This is a genomic window from Acinetobacter sp. Z1 (assembly GCF_024296945.1).
In the GTDB taxonomy this organism is placed as follows: domain Bacteria; phylum Pseudomonadota; class Gammaproteobacteria; order Pseudomonadales; family Moraxellaceae; genus Acinetobacter; species Acinetobacter beijerinckii.
Window position 1 is genome coordinate 1 of record NZ_CP101115.1, and the last position, 23,985, is coordinate 23,985.

General features: G+C 41.3%; 14 protein-coding genes, 2 tRNA genes and 3 rRNA genes. 16 read left to right on the forward strand and 3 right to left on the reverse strand.

Annotated elements, in window-relative coordinates:
* From dnaA to gyrB, 4 genes are all read left to right on the forward strand, one after another.
* Positions 1-1,413 carry a chromosomal replication initiator protein DnaA gene (gene dnaA / locus NGC85_RS00005; protein WP_254804438.1) on the forward strand — a complete coding sequence of 471 codons (1,413 nt, stop codon included), beginning with the start codon at positions 1-3 and terminating at the stop codon, positions 1,411-1,413.
* A 111-nt stretch (positions 1,414-1,524) separates the two neighbouring features.
* A complete protein-coding gene (gene dnaN / locus NGC85_RS00010) occupies positions 1,525-2,673 on the forward strand; it encodes a DNA polymerase III subunit beta (RefSeq protein ID WP_005060448.1) in 1,149 nt (382 codons plus the stop codon).
* A 27-nt stretch (positions 2,674-2,700) separates the two neighbouring features.
* A complete protein-coding gene (gene recF, locus NGC85_RS00015) occupies positions 2,701-3,783 on the forward strand; it encodes a DNA replication/repair protein RecF (RefSeq protein WP_254804439.1) in 1,083 nt (360 codons plus the stop codon).
* A 48-nt stretch (positions 3,784-3,831) separates the two neighbouring features.
* Complete coding sequence (gene gyrB / locus NGC85_RS00020) at positions 3,832-6,300, forward strand: DNA topoisomerase (ATP-hydrolyzing) subunit B (protein WP_254804440.1); 2,469 nt, start codon at positions 3,832-3,834, stop codon at positions 6,298-6,300.
* Between the two features lie 120 nt (positions 6,301-6,420).
* Here the strand turns inward: gyrB and NGC85_RS00025 are convergent, their stop codons facing one another.
* Both NGC85_RS00025 and NGC85_RS00030 read right to left on the reverse strand, forming a co-directional pair.
* Positions 6,421-6,978: a VTT domain-containing protein gene (locus NGC85_RS00025; RefSeq protein ID WP_254804441.1), complete on the reverse strand. Its 558-nt coding sequence runs from the start codon at positions 6,976-6,978 to the stop codon at positions 6,421-6,423.
* Positions 6,979-7,260: 282 nt separating this feature from the next.
* Positions 7,261-9,186, reverse strand: coding sequence for an ATP-binding cassette domain-containing protein (locus tag NGC85_RS00030; protein ID WP_254804442.1), 1,926 nt, complete (start codon positions 9,184-9,186; stop codon positions 7,261-7,263).
* Positions 9,187-9,397: 211 nt separating this feature from the next.
* Between NGC85_RS00030 and NGC85_RS00035 the strand changes: the two genes are divergently transcribed.
* The 6 genes from NGC85_RS00035 to erpA all read left to right on the forward strand — a co-directional run bounded on the left by NGC85_RS00035 (position 9,398) and on the right by erpA (position 15,595).
* A complete protein-coding gene (locus tag NGC85_RS00035; protein WP_254804443.1) occupies positions 9,398-10,405 on the forward strand; it encodes a putative solute-binding protein in 1,008 nt (335 codons plus the stop codon).
* Positions 10,406-10,451: 46 nt separating this feature from the next.
* Positions 10,452-11,459 carry a putative solute-binding protein gene (locus tag NGC85_RS00040; RefSeq protein ID WP_254804444.1) on the forward strand — a complete coding sequence of 336 codons (1,008 nt, stop codon included), beginning with the start codon at positions 10,452-10,454 and terminating at the stop codon, positions 11,457-11,459.
* A 225-nt stretch (positions 11,460-11,684) separates the two neighbouring features.
* Positions 11,685-12,686 carry a putative solute-binding protein gene (locus tag NGC85_RS00045; RefSeq protein WP_254804445.1) on the forward strand — a complete coding sequence of 334 codons (1,002 nt, stop codon included), beginning with the start codon at positions 11,685-11,687 and terminating at the stop codon, positions 12,684-12,686.
* Between the two features lie 217 nt (positions 12,687-12,903).
* Positions 12,904-13,911 (forward strand): putative solute-binding protein, encoded by a 1,008-nt coding sequence (locus tag NGC85_RS00050; protein WP_005055366.1) that lies wholly within the window; start codon positions 12,904-12,906, stop codon positions 13,909-13,911.
* A gap of 222 nt (positions 13,912-14,133) precedes the next feature.
* Entirely contained in the window at positions 14,134-15,138 is a 1,005-nt protein-coding gene (locus tag NGC85_RS00055) for a putative solute-binding protein (RefSeq protein WP_254804446.1), read from the forward strand.
* Positions 15,139-15,259: 121 nt separating this feature from the next.
* On the forward strand, positions 15,260-15,595 hold the full coding sequence (gene erpA / locus NGC85_RS00060) for an iron-sulfur cluster insertion protein ErpA (RefSeq protein ID WP_005055364.1): 336 nt from the start codon (positions 15,260-15,262) through the stop codon (positions 15,593-15,595).
* Positions 15,596-15,642: 47 nt separating this feature from the next.
* Here the strand turns inward: erpA and NGC85_RS00065 are convergent, their stop codons facing one another.
* The gene (locus NGC85_RS00065; protein WP_254804447.1) at positions 15,643-16,776 is read right to left on the reverse strand and encodes an anhydro-N-acetylmuramic acid kinase; all 1,134 of its coding nucleotides are present in this window, start codon (positions 16,774-16,776) and stop codon (positions 15,643-15,645) included.
* A 61-nt stretch (positions 16,777-16,837) separates the two neighbouring features.
* Here NGC85_RS00065 and tyrS point away from each other — a divergent pair, with 61 nt between their 5' ends.
* The 6 genes from tyrS (at position 16,838) to rrf (ending at position 23,985) form a co-directional block, all read left to right on the forward strand.
* Complete coding sequence (gene tyrS / locus NGC85_RS00070) at positions 16,838-18,070, forward strand: tyrosine--tRNA ligase (RefSeq protein ID WP_254804448.1); 1,233 nt, start codon at positions 16,838-16,840, stop codon at positions 18,068-18,070.
* A 499-nt stretch (positions 18,071-18,569) separates the two neighbouring features.
* A 16S ribosomal RNA gene (locus NGC85_RS00075) occupies positions 18,570-20,107 on the forward strand.
* Positions 20,108-20,166: 59 nt separating this feature from the next.
* Positions 20,167-20,243 (forward strand) — tRNA-Ile (locus NGC85_RS00080).
* A gap of 70 nt (positions 20,244-20,313) precedes the next feature.
* Positions 20,314-20,389 (forward strand) — tRNA-Ala (locus tag NGC85_RS00085).
* A gap of 414 nt (positions 20,390-20,803) precedes the next feature.
* Positions 20,804-23,697: ribosomal RNA gene (locus NGC85_RS00090) — 23S ribosomal RNA — on the forward strand.
* Positions 23,698-23,870: 173 nt separating this feature from the next.
* A 5S ribosomal RNA gene (rrf, locus tag NGC85_RS00095) occupies positions 23,871-23,985 on the forward strand.
* The 16S, 23S and 5S rRNA genes sit together here with 2 tRNA genes alongside, the layout of an rRNA operon.

Sequence of the window (23,985 nt, forward strand, 5' to 3'; positions counted from 1 at the left end):
ATGCTCTGGACAGACTGCTTAACTCGCTTGCGACAAGAGCTCTCTGATAACGTCTTTGCGATGTGGATTCGTCCTTTGGTTGCTGAAGAAGCCGATGGCGTGATGCGTTTATATGCACCGAACCCTTATTGGACTCGTTATATTCAAGATAATCATTTAGAACTGATCTCAATTCTCGCTGAGCAATTATCAGAGGGGCGGGTGCGTCAAGTTGAAATTCTGGTTGATTCGCGTCCTGGCACAATTTTGTCATCGAGTGAGCAACCAGCGACAACAACTGCTGCTTTGAATTCACAACCCGTTTCTTCAACAGCAACAGCAACAGCAATAAAAGTAAAAAAAGAAGCTGATTTGGTTCAACCTAGTCAAAGTGCAAATAAAATTCCAAAAAAGAGACAACTTAATCCGTTATTTACATTTTCGCTTTTTGTTGAGGGGCGTTCTAACCAAATGGCAGCCGAAACTTGTCGTAAAGTTTTAACGCAGCTTGGTGCTTCTCAACACAATCCTTTATTTTTATATGGGCCGACAGGTTTAGGTAAAACACACTTAATGCAAGCGGTGGGTAATGCATTATTACAAGCGAAACCAAATGCGCGTGTGATGTATATGACCTCGGAAAGTTTTGTACAAGATTTTGTCAGTTCTTTGCAAAAAGGTAAGGTTGAAGAATTTAAGAAAAATTGTCGTTCTTTAGATTTATTATTGGTCGATGATATTCATTTACTTGCTGGTAAAGAAGCAAGTCTTGTAGAGTTTTTCTATACTTTCAATGCTTTATTGGACGAATCAAAGCAGATTATCCTTACATCAGATCGTTATCCTAAAGAGTTAACTGAACTTGATCCGCGTTTAGTTTCTCGTTTTTCATGGGGATTATCTGTAGGGGTTGAACCGCCAGATATTGAAACTCGCATCGAAATTTTGTTGAAAAAAGCTGAAAATAGTGGAGTAGATTTACCTCGAAATTGTGCTTTATTTATTGCTCAACAAGTGGTTGCGAACGTTCGTGAACTTGAGGGTGCTTTAAATAAAGTTGTGGCAATTTCTCGCTTTAAAGGTACGGTGATCGATCTCGATGTGGTGCGTGAGTCATTAAAAGATGTTTTAGCGATTCGAGCGAGAACGATTAGTGTTGAAAATATTCAACGTGTAGTGAGTGAATATTTCCGAATCCCATTGAAAGAATTGGTTGGTCCGAAAAGAACACGTATTTATGCACGTCCTCGTCAGTTGGCAATGGGGCTTGCGCGCGAGTTAACAGGGGATAGTTTTCCTGAAATTGGGATGGCTTTTGGTGGGCGTGACCATAGTACCGTGATGCATGCCTGTGAAAAAGTAACCAGTTTGCGTGAGGAAGATCCAATTTTTAATGAAGATTATAAAAATCTACTTCGGCTATTACAAAGTTAATCGAGGAGTTAATCTTCATTGACCCTCGTTTCATAGTTGCAAACGGCTTTTAACTACCGCATAGTACACTGCTAACATTCATATTGGCTTCTGTTGTAAGAGGAATAAATCGTGCGTTTGAAAATCGCTAAAGAAAGTTTACTCAATGTTTTATCGCATGTAGTGGGGGCTGTTGAACGCCGTCATACTTTGAATATTCTTTCAAATGTCAAAATTCAAACCACGCAACAGGCCTTAACCATTACTGGTTCTGATTTAGAAGTTGAATTGGTTGCAAGCACCACATTAGCTGAAGGTGCTTGTTTAGAAGCAGGTGAAACTACGGTTCCGGCGCGTAAATTGGTTGATATTTGTAAATCTTTACCAACAGCAGCATTGATTGATTTACAAATTACTGAAGATCAACGTTGTATCTTAAAATCAGGCAATAGTCGTTTTGTATTGGGTACACTTCCAGCTGAAGATTACCCGCTGTTATCGACTGAGAATAGTTTAGGCACGCAAGTTCAAGTGACGCAACGTGAATTAAAGCGTTTGTTTGAGAAAACTGCATTTGCGATGGCAGTTCAGGATGTCCGCTTTTATTTGACAGGTACTTTGCTTGAAATTGATCAAAATCAATTACGTACAGTGACGACTGATGGTCATCGATTGGCTTTGTGTGAAGTTTTGGCTTCTTCTACTGCTTCTGCGCCGATACAAGCCATTGTGCCACGTAAAGCTGTCGGAGAATTACAGCGCTTACTCAGTATTGAAGATGAACAACTGACGTTGTTAATTGGTCGTGAACTATTAAATGTAACGATTCAAACGCCGAGTCGTGACAAAGAACAAAGTGAAATTACCGTTCGTTTTACCACGAAATTGATTGATGGCAAATTTCCTGATTATCGCCGTGTGATTCCAAAAGGTGGCGATAAACATGTCTTTATCGCGCATGATGTCTTTAAACAATCTTTGCAGCGTGTTGCGATTTTAAGTAATGAAAAGCTCCGTGGCGTTTTCTTAAATTTCAACCAAGATTCTTTGCAATTACGTGCCAATAACCCAGAACAAGATGAAGCAGTCGAAGATATTGCGATCCAGTATCAAGATGCTCCATTGGAAATGTCATTTAACGCGCAGTATATTCTTGATGTACTGAGTGTATTAGATGGTGACGATGTTAAAATGAGCATGTCAGAAGCCAATCAATCGGTTCTTGTGCAAGATCCAGCACATCCTGATCAAACTTATGTCGTGATGCCAATGCGAGTTTAATTGATACCGATATTTGAGCTTTAAATCATGCAAATTACGCGTTTAAATATCGAGCGTGTACGAAATTTAAAAACGGTTGCACTTACTGAGTTGCAGCCGTTTAATATTTTTTACGGTATAAACGGATCAGGTAAAACGTCAGTCTTAGAGGCGATTCACTTATTAGCAACAGGAAGATCATTCCGCACCCATATTCCTAAACATTACATTCAATATGATGCTGTAGATGCAATTGTATTCGCACAATCAATCAATGAACGTATAGGTATGCAGAAGTTTGCTTCTGGCGAGCAATTGATTAAAGTAAATGGCGATACGATTGCGACCCAAGGGCAGCTCGCAAAGTTACTCCCTCTACAACATATTGATCCGCAGAGTACCGATATCATTGATCACGGCGCAAAACCAAGACGGCAATTGTTGGATTGGCTGATGTTCCACGTGGAACCAGAGTTTTACTTTGCATGGCAGTACTATTCTAGAGCACTAAAACAGCGTAATAGTTTGCTTAAAACGCGGCGTAATTTGACACTGGCAGATTTAGAGCCTTGGAATAAAATGCTGAGTGATTATGGTGAAATTCTTCACTCACAACGTATTGCTATCGTGGAGCAATGGAATCAATTATTCCATGAAGATTTAAAATTTCTTTTACCTAATTTAGAGATCGAACTTGAATACCATGCAGGGTTTCATACCGAGCATGGGCTATTACAAGATCTAGTTCAATACCATCAAAAAGACTTAGATCGACGCTACACAGAGTATGGCCCACATCGTGCTGATTTGCGTCTAAAAACACCTTTTGGTAATGCAGATGATGTGTTGTCTCGTGGGCAAAAAAAGTTGTTAATCATGGCATTAAAACTGTCACAAATTGCAATGCTACATGCGAGTAATAAGGAAACTGTGGTATTATTAGATGATCTGACAGCAGAGTTAGATTTAGCTGCACAACAACGTTTAATTGAGCGATTAAGTCAATTAGGGAGTCAAGTTTTTATGACCACCTTAGACCATAAGTCGGTATTAAAACACTTACATGAATTGTCGATTTCTTTTCAATTGTTCCATGTTGTACACGGTCAAATCAGTCTCGCTGCGCCATAATTTTATTTCCTCTTCTTTGGATAGATAGATATTTACTAGGGAGTAACCATGAGTTCAGAGTCTCAATCAGTCTCTCAAACAGAACAAACAAATGAAAAGGCTTATGATTCTTCTAGTATTAAAGTATTACGTGGATTAGACGCGGTTCGTAAACGTCCTGGTATGTACATCGGTGACACCGATGATGGTACTGGTTTGCATCATATGGTGTTTGAGGTGGTGGATAATGCCATCGATGAAGCATTAGCTGGACATTGTGATGAAATTTTAGTCACGATTCATGAAGATGAATCTGTCAGTGTGTCGGATAATGGTCGTGGGATTCCAACCGATATTCACCCTGAAGAAGGGGTGTCTGCTGCTGAAGTTATTCTAACGATTCTGCATGCGGGCGGTAAGTTTGATGACAATAGTTATAAAGTATCAGGTGGATTACACGGCGTCGGTGTATCCGTTGTAAATGCACTTTCAAAAAAATTACAACTCACGATTTACCGCGCAGGAAAAATACACGAACAAGAATATCAACATGGCGATTCACAGTACCCGCTGCGTGTTATTGGCGATACCGACAAGTCAGGTACAATTGTTCGTTTTTGGCCGAGTGAACTAACGTTTAGTCAGACCATTTTTAGCGTTGAAATTCTAGCACGACGTTTAAGAGAGCTTTCTTTCTTAAATGCTGGTGTGCGTATCGTTTTACGTGATGAGCGTGTCAACCTTGAAAATGTCTACGACTATGAAGGTGGTTTATCTGAGTTCGTTAAATATATTAACGAAGGTAAACATCATTTAAACGATATTTTCCATTTTACCGTTGATGCTGATAATGGCATCGGTGTAGAAGTCGCGTTACAGTGGAACGATAGTTACCAAGAAAATGTACGTTGCTTTACCAATAACATTCCGCAAAAAGATGGTGGTACACACCTTGCTGGCTTCCGTGCGGCATTAACCCGTGGCTTAAATAGCTACATGGAAAATGAAAGCTTATTGAAAAAAGAGAAAGTTGCTGTTACTGGTGATGATGCGCGTGAAGGCTTGACCGCGATTATTTCAGTGAAGGTGCCTGATCCTAAGTTCTCTTCTCAAACCAAAGAAAAATTGGTTTCAAGCGAAGTTAAACCTGCTGTTGAGCAGGCAATGAACAAAGAGTTTTCTGCTTATTTGCTAGAAAATCCACAAGCAGCTAAATCGATTGCAGGCAAGATTATTGATGCAGCGCGTGCGCGTGATGCAGCGCGTAAAGCACGGGAAATGACACGCCGTAAGAGTGCATTGGATATTGCTGGTTTACCGGGTAAATTGGCAGACTGTCAGGAAAAAGATCCAGCATTGTCTGAATTGTATTTAGTCGAGGGTGATTCTGCGGGCGGAAGTGCGAAGCAAGGTCGTAATCGTAAAATGCAAGCGATTTTACCGTTAAAAGGCAAAATTCTGAATGTTGAACGTGCGCGTTTTGACAAGATGATTTCAAGCCAAGAGGTCGGTACTTTAATTACCGCTTTAGGCTGTGGTATCGGTCGTGAAGAATATAATCCTGACAAATTGCGTTATCACAAAATCATTATCATGACCGATGCGGACGTGGATGGTTCACATATTCGTACGTTGTTATTGACTTTCTTCTTCCGTCAAATGCCTGAGTTGGTTGAGCGTGGTTACATCTATATCGCACAACCACCTTTGTACAAATTGAAGAAAGGTAAGCATGAACAGTATATGAAAGACAATGATGCACTGGAAACGTTCCTAATTTCCAATGCGATTGATGAGCTTTCATTGCATATTAGTGCTGATGCACCAGCAATTACTGGTGAAGCTTTGGCGAAAGTGATTGCAGATTATCAAGTCTCGCAAAAGAGTTTACAGCGCTTAACACAACGTTATCCTGCAAGCTTGCTTGATGGGTTGTTGGAGTTAGATGCGCTCAAAACTGATCATAATCATGAACGTGACTATGTTGAAACATGGGCAGAGCAATTACGTGTTGCGATTGAGAAATTACAGCCAAGTTTACGTCCAGAGATTAGCTTGGAAGCATTTGATCGTGAGAATGCGCAAGGTGAGAAATCTGCACATTACTGGCCACGTGTCACGGTGTACGTACATAATTTGCCGCATTCATATTTATTAGATGCTGGATTATTAAATTCAGCGGAATATGCACGGTTGCTCAAAAACTCGAAGAGTTGGTTCAAATTGCTTGAAGAGGGTGCTTATCTACAAAAAGGTGAGCGTCGTATTCAAGTTAATAGCTTTCATCAAGTATGGCAACATATTTTACAAGACTCACGCCGTGGCATGATGATCCAACGCTACAAAGGTTTGGGTGAGATGAATGCTGATCAACTTTGGGAAACCACGATGGATCCTGAAAACCGTCATATGTTGCAAGTGACGATTGATGATGCCATTGAAGCAGATCGTATGTTCTCTTGTTTAATGGGTGATGATGTAGAACCACGTCGTGCCTTCATTGAAGAGAATGCACTGAATGCGGATATTGATGCTTAATTAAATTGATGGGAGATTTAATACATATTATTTCTCTCGTATATAAGAAAAAGGCGATGCTTGATGCATCGCCTTTTTCTTATATAAATGTTTCACGTGAAACATCTTAACTTGCTGAATTTAGGGATCAACAAAGTCACTCACTTGAATGAGTGCATGACCAAATAAATAACCAGCAGTCACTAAAACACTAATCCAAAGGAATGCGCCTAGAATGTTATAAATGACAAAATGGGTATAATTCATGTTGCTTGAACCTGCAGCTAAGGGCGCAAATGAACGAGCGAAAGGAATAAAACGAGCAAGCAAGATTGTTTTACCACCATGTTGTAAAAAGAATTTATTGGTTTTTTTGAGATATTCTTGCTTTATAAAACGGGAATCCATATTGAAAATACGATCACCAAAATGTCGTCCAATATGATAGTTCACCATGTAACCCAATGCCGCAGCAAAGAATAATAAGCTAATCATGTAGCCAAGGTGCATGATTTCAACCACCGAACACAACGCACCAACAGTGAGTAATAAACTATCACCAGGTAGGAAAAACATAAAAACAAAAGCAGTTTCAGAAAAAATAATGAGAAAAAGGATTGCATAAATCCATAAACCATACTCTTGAACTAAAATGGGAAGGATATGCTCAAAATTAAAAACAAAATCTAAAGAATTCATTCAGTTTGTATGATCCCAAATAGAGTACTCACCAAATTGAAGTACAAAAAATAAAAAATAACCCTCAGGATCCATTTGAAAGTGATGACTTTAAAAGGATTAAGCTGAGTATATCGAGCCTGAAAGCAAAGCTCAATTTTGTGAGAAAATTCCAACTTTTAGCTTAAATCAAATCTTTATGCATTTCATGACAGCTTTATAGAGATTCATTATGCTTTTAAGTATCAAAAAATTAAATCGTGAGAAAATCTCACCCTAGTGAATATAGGGTGAGATGACCATCTAAACTTCGAAAGAGCCTTCTAGCTCTTCAAGCTCCATCATTAACTCTAATAATTGCTCTTCAAATTGCGCCAGTTTGTTTTTGAACTCAGTTTGTTCATGCATGACCTTCTTCAAATCCTCTTTGCGATGTGATTCATACAAACTGCTTTCAGCCAATGCTTGTTCAATTTCATTTAAACGAGGCTGAATCTTTTCAATTTGAGCTTCTATTTTTTCAATATTTTTACGTATAGGTCGAGTTTGTTCACGGCGGCGAGCCGCTTCTTTACGCTGCGCTTCTTTATCTATTTTGGTTGCGGGAGTTTGTGTATTCGCAGTTTGCTGTACGGTGTTTTGAGCATTCATTTGTTGTTGACGTGCTTCACGTAACCATTTCGCATAGTCTTGTAAATCACCCTCAAATTCAATGCATTTACCTGCATGAACCAGCAATAAATCATCACATACACTCGCAATCAATTGACGTTCGTGCGAAACCAATACCACCGCACCATCAAAATCTTGTAAAGCCATTGTTAAAGCATGGCGCATATCTAAGTCTAAATGGTTGGTCGGCTCATCAAGAATTAAAACATTTGGACGTTGCCATACGATCAGTGCCAAAGCTAAACGCGCACGTTCCCCCCCAGAAAAGCTTTCACATGGCGTATCCATACGTTCACCACTAAAGCCAAATCCACCTAAGAAAGAGCGTAAAGCAGCTTCACTGATTTTTTTATCCGCAATCCGAGCCAGTTGTAACATCGGACTGGCATTGGCATCTAAGGCATCCATTTGATGTTGAGCAAAATAACCAATATTAAGCAATTCAGATGCTTTGCGTTCTCCAGCGAGTAAAGGTAAATCTCCGACTAACGTTTTAATCAGTGTTGATTTACCCGCACCATTCATACCGAGTAAACCAATTCTGGAGCTAGGCGTGATTTGTAAACGGACTTTTTCCGCAATCACTTTATCTCCATAGCCAATCGTCGCTGCATCTAAGCTCAACAGTGGCGAGCTCATTTTGGTTGGTTCACGGAAACTAAAGGTAAATGGTGTATCTACATGTGCAGGAGCAAGTTGTTGCATCCGTTCCAGTTGTTTGATGCGGCTTTGTGCTTGACGTGCTTTGGTTGCTTTGGCTTTAAAGCGATCAATAAATTTTTGTAAATGAGCACGCGTTTCTTGTTGTTTCTCAAAAGCTTGTTGCTGTTGGGCTAAACGTTCACTACGTGTCGTTTCAAAAGTAGAGTAATTGCCTGTATACAGCGTTAGTTCTTGATTTTCGATATGTAAAATATGGTCGGTGATTGCATCTAAAAAATCACGGTCATGTGAAATTAGAACTAAGGTTCCTTCATATGCTTTTAACCAGTCTTCTAACCATAAGATTGCATCTAAATCTAAATGGTTGGTCGGTTCATCTAATAACAGCAGATCTGAACGGCTCATCAGGGTACGCGCTAAGTTTAAACGCATACGCCAACCCCCAGAGAAACTCGCAACACCTAAACTCAATTGGTGATCTAAGAAACCCAAACCTGCCATGAGCTGAGCCGCTTTTGCAGGTGCAACATAACCATGTATTTCATCAAAGCGACCATGGAGTTTTGCTAACTCATCGTTACTCAATTGATCTGGATGGGCTAATTTTTCTTGAATATCCCAATATTCTTCATCACCTGAAAGTACAAAGTCGAGTGCTGGCATTTCGAGTGCTTTAATTTCTTGTGCCATATGCGCAACTGTCCATACAGAAGGACGAGTCAAATTCCCTTCATCTGCACCTAGATCACCTAAAAAAGCTGCAAACAATGTGGATTTACCAGCCCCATTCACACCTGTTAAACCAATTTTCCAGCCAGGATGGAGCTGCATAGAGGCTTTCTGAAATAGGACTCGGCCACCACGGCGTAATGAAACTTGGTCAAATTGGATCATGATTATGCAGAATAGCGAATAGATGACAGCATTTTAAGGTGTATACCCATGAATGCAAATTTTTATACAGGATATCTACTCGATTAAATTAAGTGATTCAATTTATAAGAAATAGAGTAAAAGCTCTATTTTTGCAGCTCAAATCAGATTATTATTTAGTTTAAATGAAAAAATAAGTAACAAGACTAGAAATATAGTAATGGGATTAATGATGAAGAAAGGATTTCTTGCATTGGGGGCAATGCTAGCGTTGGGTTTTAATACCCAAGCTCAGGCATCAACGAAAATTTGTGTTTTTGATTTATTGGGTAAATCAGGTGAAGCGTACAAAGTCATGGAAGAGTGGGCACTCGCTGCTAAGACATGGCGAGCAGATGTGACCTTATTGAGTTATCAAAGTGAGGCGCAAGCTGAAAAGCATTTTGAGCAAGGGTATTGTGATGGTGTCTATATGACATCCATGCGTGCCAGAAGCTATAACAAGTTTGCTGGCTCAGTCGATGCAATTGGTGCAGTACCTACATATGCGATTGCACAAAAAGCCATTAGTTTTGCTTTGGATCAAAGAAATAAACGTCGCTTATCTACCCAGATCGGTAACCAAAGTTATGAAGTCGCAGGTATTTCTCAAATTGGTTTAGCCTATATTTTTGTCAAAGATAAAAAAATCAATACGATAGAGCAAATCAAAGGAAAGAGATTTGCTGTTTTAGCCTATGACGAAGCACAAAAAATTGTGGTTAAAAGTTTAGGTGGGCAAGCGGTACTTTCGGATATTTCAGATATAGCGAAAAAATTTAATAACGGACAAGCCGACATTATGGCGGCGCCAGCTTACGCTTATAAACCACTCGAAATACATAAAGGATTAGGGGCTAATGGTGCGATCATCACTTTCCCTGCACTGAATATGACAATGGATTTGATTATCCGCCCTAAAGAGTTTTCGAGTAATTTTGGTCAAAATTCTAGAGCGTGGTTTTTAAGTCGTTTGAATAGTAATTTTGCGATGATTCAAAGAATAGAAGCTGAATTGCCTGCTCAATACAAAATCAATCTTACTAGTGACGACAAAACACGCTATCAGCAGATTCTACGTGAAGCACGGATCGGGCTAACCAAACGTGGAATTTATGATCCAACAATGATGAGCGTATTAAAACGTGCACGTTGCACGGTAGAGCGAACCAATTTCGAATGTAGCCTAGGTGGTGAATAGTTTTAATTTTTGCGTTTAATAATTTTACTTTTAGTAGGGAATGAAAATGAAAAAGGGGTTGTTTGCTTTAGTTGCGTTGGTCGGTATGGGGATGACGAGCGAACTACAAGCAAAACAAAAAGTATGCGTATTTGATTTACTCGGTAAAGCGGGTGAAACCTATAAAATTACCGAGGAATGGGCTGTTGCTACCAAACAGTGGAATGCTGATGTTCGGCTAGTTCCATATCAAGATGAAGCAAAAGCACAAAATGATTTTGAAGCAGGCAAATGTGATGCGGTGTATATGACATCGATGCGTGCACGTAAATACAATCGTTTTGCAGGATCAATTGATGCGATTGGTGGAGTAACCAATAATCAGGTTGCACAAAAGGCAATCAGTTTTGCCTTGGATAAACGCAATAAACGGCGTTTGTTGGCAACCGTTGATAATCAACGTTATGAAGTTGCGGGTATTTTACAATTTGGTTTAGCCTATGTTTTCGTCCGTGATAAAAATCTAAATACGATTGAAAAAGCTAAAGGCAAAAAATTTGCCTATTTACACTATGATATTGCGCAAAAAGAAATTGTAGATAGTTTGGAAATGGTTTCTGTACCCTCTGAAATTTCAGATTTTGTGAAAAAATTTAATAGTCATCAAGTCGATGTGATTGCATCACCTGCTTATGCCTATAAACCTTTAGAAATTGAGCGTGGTATTGCCAATAATGGCGCAATGTTCTCATTTCCTGTCGTTAATATTACAGGTGATTTAATTATTCGACCTGAAAAATTTCCGACACAATTTGGTGCTCAATCGCGTGAATGGTTTATCCAACAGTTACCGAGAAGCTTTAATTTGGTCAAGCGCTTAGAAAATTCAATTCCTGCAAAATATAAATTAGATTTACCAAAAGAAGATGAAGTTCGTTATCAAAAAATACTTCGAGATGGACGTATACGACTAACCAAACAAGGTGTCTATGATCCAATTATGATGAGTGTACTCAAGCGTGCCCGCTGTACTGTAGAACGGACAAGTTTTGAATGTTCTTTAGGTGGTGAGTAGCTCTAATCAATCTACTCATATCAAGCAAACAGAATGATTATTTCAGCTAAATAATCATTCTTAAAATCTGGTTTTCTTATGATTTTAAAATGTGATGAGTATTTATAAAAACCAAAAAAACCCGACGCATGTAGGTAAAAAGACTAGGCTTTTATTAAAAACCTGACTATATTTGTCATTAGCTGGTGGAAAAATATGCAAAAACAGCAAATAAGGGAAAACAAGATGAAAAAAGGACTTTGGGCATTGAGTGCTGCGACTCTATTTGTCATGGTGACTCCTGTACATGCAAAACAAGAAATTTGTGTATTCGATTTATTGGGTAAGGCTGGGGAGTCTTATAAACTGATTGAAGAGTGGAAACTTTCTTCTAAATCTTGGAATGGCGATGTCGAGCTTATTCCTTATCAAGATGAAGAAAAAGCCGAAATAGATTTTGACGCGGGTAAGTGTGATGGTGTCTACATGACGTCCATGCGCGCAAGGAAATATAATAAATTTGCAGGTTCTGTTGATGCGGTAGGGGCAGTAACCAGTAATGCAATTGCCCAAAAAGCTATTACTTATGTCTTAGATAAACGCAATCGTCATCGCTTAGTTACCTCAGTTAATGGCGATAAATATGAAGTAGCGGGCATCATTCAAGTTGGGCTTGCTTATATTTTTGTTCGTGATAAAAATATAGATACCATTGAAAAAGCCAAAGGTAAAAAGTTTGCTTATTTACATTATGACCATGCCCAAAAAGCGATTGTTGAAAGCATAGATTTGGTGGCTGTGCCATCCGATATTTCAGATTTCGTAAAGAAATTTAACAGTGGGCAAGTTGATGTGATTGCTGCTCCTGCTTATGCATACAAACCTTTAGAAATTAATAAAGGTTTAGGCAATGGCGCTTTATTTAACTTTCCTGTTGTAAACATTACCGGTGATCTTATTATTCGACCAAGTAAGTTCCCTGCTAATTTTGGAATCCAATCAAGACAATGGTTTGTGAAAAAATTACCAAGTAACTTCGCTACAGTTCAGCGTCTAGAAGCAGGCATGAATGCAAGAAGAATTACGCTTTCAAATGAAGATAAAATACGTTATCAAAAAATGTTACGTGATGGACGAATGAATTTAACCAAACAGGGCGTTTATGACGCTAATATGATGAATGTACTCAAGCGTGCGCGTTGTACAGTTGAAAGAACTAACTTTGAGTGTTCTTTGAGTGGTGAGTAACAGTATATGGATAACAATCGATTTATAATTTTATAAACAAAGTGGAGTGCTTATAACAAAATTGTCTATGAAAATAAGTCAATGAGATAAAACAGGACAAAAACTAAACAATAACGACATAAAAATAGAGTAGATGCTCTATTTTTTTGTCAAAAACATGATTAATATTTGCTTCGAACAAGGAGACAAACATAAAGTTTGTGAAAGGATGAAAAATATGAAAAAAATTGCACTTGCTATTGCAACAACTTCAATCTTAGGTGTGTCTGCGTCGACACAAGCAGCAATTGACGTGTGTGTATTCGACTTATTAGGAAAGTCAGGTGAATCATACAAAATGATGCAAGATTGGGCGCTCGCAGCAAAGGGCTGGGGTGCTGATGTAAACCTTCTTGCAATTACGGACGAACAAGTCGCAGATAACAATTTTAAAGCTGGAAAATGTGCTGCAGTTGCTATGACAGCAATGCGTGCTCGTCCATACAATAAATTCGCGGGTTCTATCGATTCTCTAGGTGGTGCGCCAAGCAATGAAATTGCTCAACGTGCGATTACATATGTTCTTGACGCTCGTAATGCGGCAAAAATGACCACTAATCTTGGTGGTAATAAATACGAAATTGCGGGTATCTCTCCACTAGGTGCTGCTTATATTTTCGTACGCGACAAAAATATTAACTCGATTGAGAAAGCAGCTGGTAAGAAATTCGCTGTATTGGGTTACGATGATGCTCAAAAGATCATGGTACAACGCGTAGGCGCTCAAGCAGTACTTTCTGATATTTCTAACTTCGCTGCTAAATTTAACAATGGTCAAGTAGATATGGTTGGTGCGCCAGCTTATGCATATAAACCATTAGAATTGAGCAAAGGTTTAGGTACTAATGGTGGTATCTTCAATTTCCCAGTATTACAAGTAACTGCGGATCTTGTTATTCGTCCAGAAAAATTCCCTGCTGGTTTTGGTCAAAAATCTCGTGATTACTTTGTGAAGCAGCTACCAAAAGCATTTGCAATGATCAAACGTTACGAAGCTGAAATTCCAGCGAAGTACAAAATGAACTTAAGCGCGGAAGACACATTGAAGTATCAAAAATTATTACGTGATGGTCGTATGGATTTGACTAAGCGCGGTATCTACGATGCAGGTATGATGTCTGTATTGAAAAAATCTCGTTGTTCAGTGAACAAATCAAACTTTGAATGTGCATTACCAGGTGAATAATCCTAAAATGCGATAAAAGCTACTTAAAGCCTAGATTAATCTAGGCTTTTTGTTTTAATAAGCGCCGTCATTTAAGTCATTGTCTTTATTTATAAAAATCGAGATCATAAGATTAGATAAATCCAAATGATATTTATTTGAAGACTCGCTAGGACATCACAGAGTTTATTTAATTTTAGTGTTATGCAACAACAATCAGCATAGATGCAAAGGAAAAATAATATGCAATGGTTTAAAACACTCCTACTCGTAACGGGTATAGCAGCAGTATCTGCTGGTGCTCAAGCAAAACAAACAATTTGTGTATTTGATATCGTTGGTAAAAGTGGCGATGTATACGCATTAATGAAAGATTATCAGCTTGCCGCAAAAAATTGGGGCGCTGATATTGAGTTGAAAGTTGGTACTAATGAAGCTGTTATTGCTGAAGATTTTAAAGCAGGTAAATGTGATGGGGTAAGCATCACGGGTATGCGCGGTCGTCAATTTAACCAGTTTACAGGTTCATTGGATGCAATCGGTGCGATTACTGATCTCAAGCTTGCAGTAAAAGTAATGCAAGGTCTAGCAAGCCCAGTGTTTGCAAAAGCGATGGTGAATGGAAAATACGAAGTCGTAGGTGTTATTCCAGTCGGAGATGCGTATCTGCTGGTCAATGACCGTAATATCAATACTGTCGCTAAAGCTGCTGGTAAGAAAATTGCTGTTCTAGATTATGATGAAGCACAAAAAATTATGGCCTCTCAAGTCGGTGCTCAAGCAGTGAGCTCTGATATCACCAACTTTGGTGCAAAGTTTAACAATGGTCAGGTCGATATTATTGGCGCACCTGCCGCAGCCTTTAAACCTCTAGAATTACATAAAGGTTTAGGCACTAAAGGTGCAATTGTGAATTATCCAATTTTACAGGTAACTGGTAATTTAATTATTCATCCAGAAAAATTCCCAGCAGGATTTGGTCAAAAATCACGAGAGTGGATTAAAGGCCAACTGCCACGTGCTTTTACCATTCTAGGTAAAATGAAAGCCGATATTCCACAAAAATATTGGATGGAAGTTCCTGCTTCAGATAAACCTGGTTATCAAAAATTAATGCGTGAAGCGCGTATTAGTCTGACGGCAAAAGGTATTTATGATAAGCGTATGATGAAATTGTTGTGGCAATTCCGCTGCCGTGAAGATGCCAAAAACTTTGAATGTGGTTTACAAGAAGAGAATTACAAATAAACATGTAAAAACTCTTTAACAGCACTTTAAACATCCAAGACAGACCCGATATTGAGTATGCTATACTACATATCGGGTCTTTTATTTATGAAAGACGTGTTAAAGTCCGAGGAATATCATCATGAATGCCCAAGCTCTCGAATTGTCAGATAATGCTGCCAAAAAAGTTCGCCAATTGCGCGAAAGTGAAGGCAACGACGATCTTATGTTACGCGTATATGTAACGGGTGGTGGATGCTCAGGTTTTTCTTATGGCTTTAATTTTGCTGAAAGCATGAATGAAGATGATGCTGAATTCAGTAATGGCGATGTTAAAATGCTAGTTGATTCATTGAGCTATCAATATTTAATTGGTTCAGTGGTCGATTATTTAGAAGGATTAGAAGGTTCGCGTTTTGTCGTGCAGAATCCGAATGCAACAACGACCTGTGGTTGTGGTTCATCTTTCTCGATTTAAAAGATTTTTGATTTAAAAAGCTTCTCCAATTGAGAAGCTTTTTTTGTTTATACCGCCGTAATCGTTCCTAAAATACGATCACCACTGGCTCCAGTGACGGCTGGTAAATTACCACTGAGTTGTTGCATAAAACGCATTGCTAACCAAGCAAATGCAGTTGCTTCTACCCATGTCGGTGCCAAGCCTAAAGCATCTGTGGTTTGTACTGACCAATTATGTTTGCGCAAACGCCAACGCAGTTGTTCAAGCAGAAATGAATTATAAGCGCCACCACCACATACATAGACCTCACCTGTAGGCATGAACTCTTTGCTGCGATAAATGGCTTTTTTAATCGCACGTGTGGTGAGTTTCATCAGCGTTGCTTGAATATTTTCAGGCGTATCTTCAAGCTCATCATATTCAAGATCATTACGCCAATCGCTAATTTGATCATCAAGCCATTCGAGATTAAAGTCTTCGCGCCCTGTACTTTTCGGTGGTTCTTTGGCAAAAAACTCATGGGTCTGTAAACGATCTAGCAATGAACGAACTGGATTACCGTAGGCTGCCCAATCCCCATTTTCATCATAAGGATGTCCAGTGTGGCGATGACACCAAGCATCCATCAAAATGTTGGCAGGGCCGGTATCAAAGCCATATACGCCGTTTAAATCGTTAGCAGGCAACATGCTGACATTGGCAATGCCACCTAAATTTAAAATCACGCGGTGAATACTATCATGCTGAAATAAAGCTTGATGGAATGCAGGCACTAATGGTGCACCTTGCCCACCAGCAGCCATATCGCGACGACGAAAATCTGAAATAACAGGAAGTTGAGTGATCTCAGTAATAATATTGGGATCACCTATTTGTAAGGTAAATCCGTATTCAGGACGATGGCGAATGGTTTGCCCATGTGAGCCAATCGCCTTAATATCCGTTCGATCTAAATTATTATTTTCAATCAATTGATTAATGCCATGACCGATCATTTTGGCTAAAGCAACATCGGCTTTACCCATACGATCAATTTCATTGTCATCTGGAAGCGTGAGTGCCATTAATTCATCACGTAACTCAGGCTCAAAAGGCACTGTCAGCGTAGCGTGCAGTATTAAAGGATCAAATGAAGTTGCAACAATATCAACACCATCCATGCTCGTGCCTGTCATTACACCAATATAGATTGCGCTCATATACAACTTATCCTGCAAGATGCTGAAAAAATGTTAGTATATCGCACAAATTGAATAACTGATGTGTTTAGGTTTTGTGATGTCAAATTTCTTGCCAGCCGAAGAACAGCTTGCTCTCATTCAACGAGGCACGCACGAGATTATCTCTGATGAAGATTTATTGAAAAAACTGAAAGAGAATCGTCCACTCCGTGTAAAAGCAGGCTTTGACCCAACGGCTCCTGATTTACACTTAGGACATACGGTTCTAATTAATAAATTAAAAACCTTTCAAGATTTAGGTCATGAAGTGACTTTCTTGATTGGTGATTATACAGCCATGATTGGTGATCCAACTGGTAAAAGCGCAACGCGTCCGCCGTTGTCACAAGAGCAAGTGATTGCCAATGCCAAAACCTATCAAGAACAAGTCTTTAAAATTTTAGATCCGAATAAAACCAAAGTACGTTTTAACTCAGAATGGTTTAGCCAAAAAACTGCGGCTGATTTAATTCAATTGGCAAGTCAGCAAACTGTATCACGTATGTTAGAGCGTGATGACTTTACTAAGCGCTATAACAACCATCAACCGATTGCAATTCATGAGTTCCTCTATCCATTGGTACAAGGATATGACTCGATTGCACTTGAAGCTGATGTGGAGTTAGGTGGTACAGATCAGACCTTTAACTTATTGATGGGACGTACTTTACAAGGTCGTTACGGTCAAGAATCACAAGTATGTATTACTGTGCCGATTCTTGAAGGTTTAGATGGCGTGAATAAGATGTCTAAATCTTTAGGCAACTATATTGGTGTATTTGATACCCCAGGTGCAATGTATCAAAAAATCTTATCGATGCCAGATAGCTTGATTGAACGTTACTTTGATTTACTGAGCTTTAAGTCATTGGATGAAATCAAAGTCTTGCTTGATGAAATGGCTGCGGGTCGTAACCCACAAGAAATCAAACGTATTTTGGCGCTTGAGTTGGTTGAACGTTTCCATGATGCAGAAGCGGCTGAAAATGCACATAAGAGCGCAGGTAACCGTGTAACCGAAGGCGAAGTGCCAGAAGATACACCAGAAGTAACCATTTCTCGTGGCGAGTTTGGCGGTGAGTTGTTTATTGCAACCATTCTTCGCATTGCGGGCTTAAACCCGAATGCAGCCGCTGCAAAAGATGCTGTGGGTCGTGGTGCAGTTAAAGTTGACTGGAATGTAGTCGATATGAGCTACTCTGTAAAAGAGAATGTCACTTTAATCATTCAATCTGGAAAAAAAGCCATTGCACGGGTGACTTTTACTGACTAATTCGAAATGTAAATAATAAAAAGCAGGCCATGAGCCTGCTTTTTATACGTAAATAGCTGATAAAAACAACGAAAACACTGATTTTGTAGAAAAAAGAAACATGCAAAAGAAAATAATAAAAAAGGGGGTTGCGCCTGACCTGAAATGCTGTAGAATGCACATCCATCGGCGGTGATGCAGATAAAAACTTGTTGAGAAACAAGGATTTGGCTAGAATGGTTAGATTCTTGAGTTGGTTGATAAGTTTGATAAATATCTAAATTACCTGTTGACTTTGAAGAAATTCAGAGTAATATAGCCGACCTAGCTTGATGATGACGAATCATCGAGAAGATCATTAAGAGAATAGAAGAACAACTTGTGTGGATTTTTACTGGTTAATCGATCGAAAATATTTCATTGATTGAATGGTAGAAATTACTCGAAGTTTATTTGAGAAATTAAAGTCAGAAAATTGATGAGCCAGATTTGGTGCTTAGAATAAAGCACAAATGATATTAAACTGAAGAGTTTGATCATGGCTCAGATTGAACGCTGGCGGCAGGCTTAACACATGCAAGTCGAGCGGGGAAATGTAGCTTGCTACATTACCTAGCGGCGGACGGGTGAGTAATGCTTAGGAATCTGCCTATTAGTGGGGGACAACATTCCGAAAGGAATGCTAATACCGCATACGTCCTACGGGAGAAAGCAGGGGACCTTCGGGCCTTGCGCTAATAGATGAGCCTAAGTCGGATTAGCTAGTTGGTGGGGTAAAGGCCTACCAAGGCGACGATCTGTAGCGGGTCTGAGAGGATGATCCGCCACACTGGGACTGAGACACGGCCCAGACTCCTACGGGAGGCAGCAGTGGGGAATATTGGACAATGGGGGGAACCCTGATCCAGCCATGCCGCGTGTGTGAAGAAGGCCTTTTGGTTGTAAAGCACTTTAAGCGAGGAGGAGGCTACTAGTATTAATACTACTGGATAGTGGACGTTACTCGCAGAATAAGCACCGGCTAACTCTGTGCCAGCAGCCGCGGTAATACAGAGGGTGCGAGCGTTAATCGGATTTACTGGGCGTAAAGCGTGCGTAGGCGGCTGATTAAGTCGGATGTGAAATCCCTGAGCTTAACTTAGGAATTGCATTCGATACTGGTCAGCTAGAGTATGGGAGAGGATGGTAGAATTCCAGGTGTAGCGGTGAAATGCGTAGAGATCTGGAGGAATACCGATGGCGAAGGCAGCCATCTGGCCTAATACTGACGCTGAGGTACGAAAGCATGGGGAGCAAACAGGATTAGATACCCTGGTAGTCCATGCCGTAAACGATGTCTACTAGCCGTTGGGGCCTTTGAGGCTTTAGTGGCGCAGCTAACGCGATAAGTAGACCGCCTGGGGAGTACGGTCGCAAGACTAAAACTCAAATGAATTGACGGGGGCCCGCACAAGCGGTGGAGCATGTGGTTTAATTCGATGCAACGCGAAGAACCTTACCTGGTCTTGACATAGTAAGAACTTTCCAGAGATGGATTGGTGCCTTCGGGAACTTACATACAGGTGCTGCATGGCTGTCGTCAGCTCGTGTCGTGAGATGTTGGGTTAAGTCCCGCAACGAGCGCAACCCTTTTCCTTATTTGCCAGCGGGTTAAGCCGGGAACTTTAAGGATACTGCCAGTGACAAACTGGAGGAAGGCGGGGACGACGTCAAGTCATCATGGCCCTTACGACCAGGGCTACACACGTGCTACAATGGTCGGTACAAAGGGTTGCTACCTAGCGATAGGATGCTAATCTCAAAAAGCCGATCGTAGTCCGGATTGGAGTCTGCAACTCGACTCCATGAAGTCGGAATCGCTAGTAATCGCGGATCAGAATGCCGCGGTGAATACGTTCCCGGGCCTTGTACACACCGCCCGTCACACCATGGGAGTTTGTTGCACCAGAAGTAGGTAGTCTAACCGCAAGGAGGACGCTTACCACGGTGTGGCCGATGACTGGGGTGAAGTCGTAACAAGGTAGCCGTAGGGGAACCTGCGGCTGGATCACCTCCTTAACGAAAGATTGATGGCCGGTAAGAATCCACAACAAGTTGTTCTTCGAAGATGTATCTGAGGGTCTGTAGCTCAGTTGGTTAGAGCACACGCTTGATAAGCGTGGGGTCACAAGTTCAAGTCTTGTCAGACCCACCACTACTGACGAAGTGATGAATAATCACAAGCTGCTAGATTGAAAGATATGTCGTTCATTATGATTTAAGCTGGGGACTTAGCTTAGTTGGTAGAGCGCCTGCTTTGCACGCAGGAGGTCAGGAGTTCGACTCTCCTAGTCTCCACCATGAATTAAAAAGAGTTTGTAAGAACGAAATTAATTCAAAGCTAAAGTAAATTATAGAAATTAATAAATACCTAAATAAGTCAAAAGAGATTTTGATTTGAGTTTATTAACTTCTGTGATTTATCACAGTTTACTACGCACCGACGAGGTGGTAGTTAATCATTAACAGATTAGAAAATTGAGTCTGAAATAAATTGTTCAAACTCGATTAATTCAACACTAACAGTAATACGTAAGTATTTCAGTTGGATGAAGAGTTAATCTGAGAACTAGCAAAAACACTGAATCAAGCGTTTTGGTAATGAATTTAGATTGAAGCTGTATGGTGATTAAGTTCACAGACAACGAATAGTAGCAATTAAGTTTGCAACGCTAACACTCACTTGTATGTGTTAACGACTGTTTGGGGTTGTATAGTCAAGTAATTAAGTGCATGTGGTGGATGCCTTGGCAGTCAGAGGCGATGAAAGACGTGATAGCCTGCGAAAAGCTCCGGGGAGGCGGCAAATATCCTTTGATCCGGAGATTTCTGAATGGGGGAACCCACCCGCTATAAGGCGGGTATCATAAACTGAATACATAGGTTTATGAAGCGAACGAGGGGAAGTGAAACATCTCAGTACCCTTAGGAAAAGAAATCAATTGAGATTCCCTTAGTAGCGGCGAGCGAACGGGGAGCAGCCCATTAAGTTGTGTGTGTTCTAGTGGAACGCTCTGGGAAGTGCGAACGTAGAGGGTGATATTCCCGTACACGAAAGGGCACACACAATGATGACGAGTAGGGCGAGGCACGTGAAACCTTGTCTGAATATGGGGGGACCATCCTCCAAGGCTAAATACTCCTGACTGACCGATAGTGAACCAGTACCGTGAGGGAAAGGCGAAAAGAACCCCTGTGAGGGGAGTGAAATAGATCCTGAAACCGCATGCATACAAGCAGTGGGAGCCGACTTGTTCGGTGACTGCGTACCTTTTGTATAATGGGTCAGCGACTTACATTCAGTAGCAAGGTTAACCGAATAGGGGAGCCGTAGAGAAATCGAGTCTTAATAGGGCGTTTAGTTGCTGGGTGTAGACCCGAAACCAGGCGATCTATCCATGAGCAGGTTGAAGGTTGGGTAACACTAACTGGAGGACCGAACCCACTGTCGTTGAAAAGCCAGGGGATGACTTGTGGATAGGGGTGAAAGGCTAATCAAGCCTGGTGATAGCTGGTTCTCCCCGAAAGCTATTTAGGTAGCGCCTCGGACGAATACCATTGGGGGTAGAGCACTGTTTCGGCTAGGGGGTCATCCCGACTTACCAAACCGATGCAAACTCCGAATACCAATGAGTACTATCCGGGAGACAGACTGCGGGTGCTAACGTCCGTAGTCAAGAGGAAAACAATCCAGACCGCCAGCTAAGGCCCCAAAATCATAGTTAAGTGGGAAACGATGTGGGAAGGCATAGACAGCTAGGAGGTTGGCTTAGAAGCAGCCACCCTTTAAAGAAAGCGTAATAGCTCACTAGTCGAGTCGGCCTGCGCGGAAGATGTAACGGGGCTAAAACTATGTGCCGAAGCTGCGGATTTACGCATTAGCGTAAGTGGTAGGGGAGCGTTCTGTAAGCCGATGAAGGTGTATTGAGAAGTATGCTGGAGGTATCAGAAGTGCGAATGCTGACGTGAGTAACGACAAAACGGGTGAAAAACCCGTTCGCTGAAAGACCAAGGGTTCCAGTCCAACGTTAATCGGGGCTGGGTGAGTCGACCCCTAAGGCGAGGCCGAGAGGCGTAGTCGATGGGAAATTGGTTAATATTCCAATACTTCTGTGTAATGCGATGAGAGGACGGAGAAGGTTAAGTCAGCCTGGCGTTGGTTGTCCAGGTGGAAGGCTGTAGGCATGCATCTTAGGCAAATCCGGGGTGCTCTATGCTGAGAGCTGATAGCAAGCTGTACTTGTACAGTGAAGTGGCTGATACCATGCTTCCAGGAAAAGTCTCTAAGCTTCAGTTACACAGGAATCGTACCCGAAACCGACACAGGTGGTCAGGTCGAGTAGACCAAAGCGCTTGAGAGAACTCTGCTGAAGGAACTAGGCAAAATGGTACCGTAACTTCGGGAGAAGGTACGCTGCTGACGGTGATGGGACTTGCTCCCTGAGCTATTGGCAGCCACAGAAACCAGGCCGCTGCAACTGTTTATTAAAAACATAGCACTCTGCAAACACGAAAGTGGACGTATAGGGTGTGATGCCTGCCCGGTGCTGGAAGGTTAATTGATGGGGTTAGCGTAAGCGAAGCTCTTGATCGAAGCCCCAGTAAACGGCGGCCGTAACTATAACGGTCCTAAGGTAGCGAAATTCCTTGTCGGGTAAGTTCCGACCTGCACGAATGGCATAATGATGGCGGCGCTGTCTCCAGCAGAGGCTCAGTGAAATCGAAATCGCTGTGAAGATGCAGTGTACCCGCGGCTAGACGGAAAGACCCCGTGAACCTTTACTGCAGCTTGACATTGAACTTTGACCTTACTTGTGTAGGATAGGTGGGAGGCTTTGAAGTTGGAACGCTAGTTCCAATGGAGCCGTCCTTGAAATACCACCCTGGTAATGTTGAGGTTCTAACTCTGCCCCGTAATCCGGGGCGAGGACCATGTCTGGTGGGTAGTTTGACTGGGGCGGTCTCCTCCTAAAGAGTAACGGAGGAGTACGAAGGTGCGCTCAGCGTGGTCGGAAATCACGCGTAGAGTATAAAGGCAAAAGCGCGCTTAACTGCGAGACCCACAAGTCGAGCAGGTACGAAAGTAGGTCTTAGTGATCCGGTGGTTCTGTATGGAAGGGCCATCGCTCAACGGATAAAAGGTACTCTGGGGATAACAGGCTGATACCGCCCAAGAGTTCATATCGACGGCGGTGTTTGGCACCTCGATGTCGGCTCATCTCATCCTGGGGCTGAAGCAGGTCCCAAGGGTATGGCTGTTCGCCATTTAAAGAGGTACGCGAGCTGGGTTTAGAACGTCGTGAGACAGTTCGGTCCCTATCTACCGTGGGCGCTGGAAATTTGAGAGGATCTGCTCCTAGTACGAGAGGACCAGAGTGGACGAACCTCTGGTGTACCGGTTGTCACGCCAGTGGCATCGCCGGGTAGCTATGTTCGGAAGGGATAACCGCTGAAAGCATCTAAGCGGGAAGCCTACCTCAAGATAAGATTTCCCTAGGACTTTATGTCCTCTAAAGAGCCGTTCGAGACTAGGACGTTGATAGGTTGGGTGTGGAAGCACGGTGACGTGTGAAGCTGACCAATACTAATTGCTCGTGAGGCTTGACTATACAACACCCAAACAGTTGTTGTATTCAAGATAAATTCAATACTTAACTTGATTTAGTGTACAAACTAGTTACAATACAGACCAATTATCTAATCCGTTAATAACTCTTTGGACCGTAAGTAAGGCATACGATGATTACATCGTGAATAAGACCCGAAAACACCACAACAGTTTGCTGGCGACAATAGCAAGAGTGAACCACCTGATCCCTTCCCGAACTCAGAAGTGAAACCTCTTCGCGCTGATGGTAGTGTGGCACTTGCCATGTGAGAGTAAGTCATCGCCAGCT

Excerpts from the sequence above, each read along its gene's own strand:
- dnaA (WP_254804438.1), top strand. The coding sequence starts at position 1 with ATGCTCTGGACAGACTGCTTAACTCGCTTGCGACAAGAGCTCTCTGAT.
- recF (WP_254804439.1), top strand. The coding sequence starts at position 2,701 with ATGCAAATTACGCGTTTAAATATCGAGCGTGTACGAAATTTAAAAACG.
- gyrB (WP_254804440.1), top strand. The coding sequence starts at position 3,832 with ATGAGTTCAGAGTCTCAATCAGTCTCTCAAACAGAACAAACAAATGAA.
- NGC85_RS00025 (WP_254804441.1), bottom strand. The coding sequence starts at position 6,978 with ATGAATTCTTTAGATTTTGTTTTTAATTTTGAGCATATCCTTCCCATT.
- NGC85_RS00030 (WP_254804442.1), bottom strand. The coding sequence starts at position 9,186 with ATGATCCAATTTGACCAAGTTTCATTACGCCGTGGTGGCCGAGTCCTA.
- NGC85_RS00035 (WP_254804443.1), top strand. The coding sequence starts at position 9,398 with ATGAAGAAAGGATTTCTTGCATTGGGGGCAATGCTAGCGTTGGGTTTT.
- NGC85_RS00040 (WP_254804444.1), top strand. The coding sequence starts at position 10,452 with ATGAAAAAGGGGTTGTTTGCTTTAGTTGCGTTGGTCGGTATGGGGATG.
- NGC85_RS00045 (WP_254804445.1), top strand. The coding sequence starts at position 11,685 with ATGAAAAAAGGACTTTGGGCATTGAGTGCTGCGACTCTATTTGTCATG.
- NGC85_RS00050 (WP_005055366.1), top strand. The coding sequence starts at position 12,904 with ATGAAAAAAATTGCACTTGCTATTGCAACAACTTCAATCTTAGGTGTG.
- NGC85_RS00055 (WP_254804446.1), top strand. The coding sequence starts at position 14,134 with ATGCAATGGTTTAAAACACTCCTACTCGTAACGGGTATAGCAGCAGTA.
- erpA (WP_005055364.1), top strand. The coding sequence starts at position 15,260 with ATGAATGCCCAAGCTCTCGAATTGTCAGATAATGCTGCCAAAAAAGTT.
- NGC85_RS00065 (WP_254804447.1), bottom strand. The coding sequence starts at position 16,776 with ATGAGCGCAATCTATATTGGTGTAATGACAGGCACGAGCATGGATGGT.
- tyrS (WP_254804448.1), top strand. The coding sequence starts at position 16,838 with ATGTGTTTAGGTTTTGTGATGTCAAATTTCTTGCCAGCCGAAGAACAG.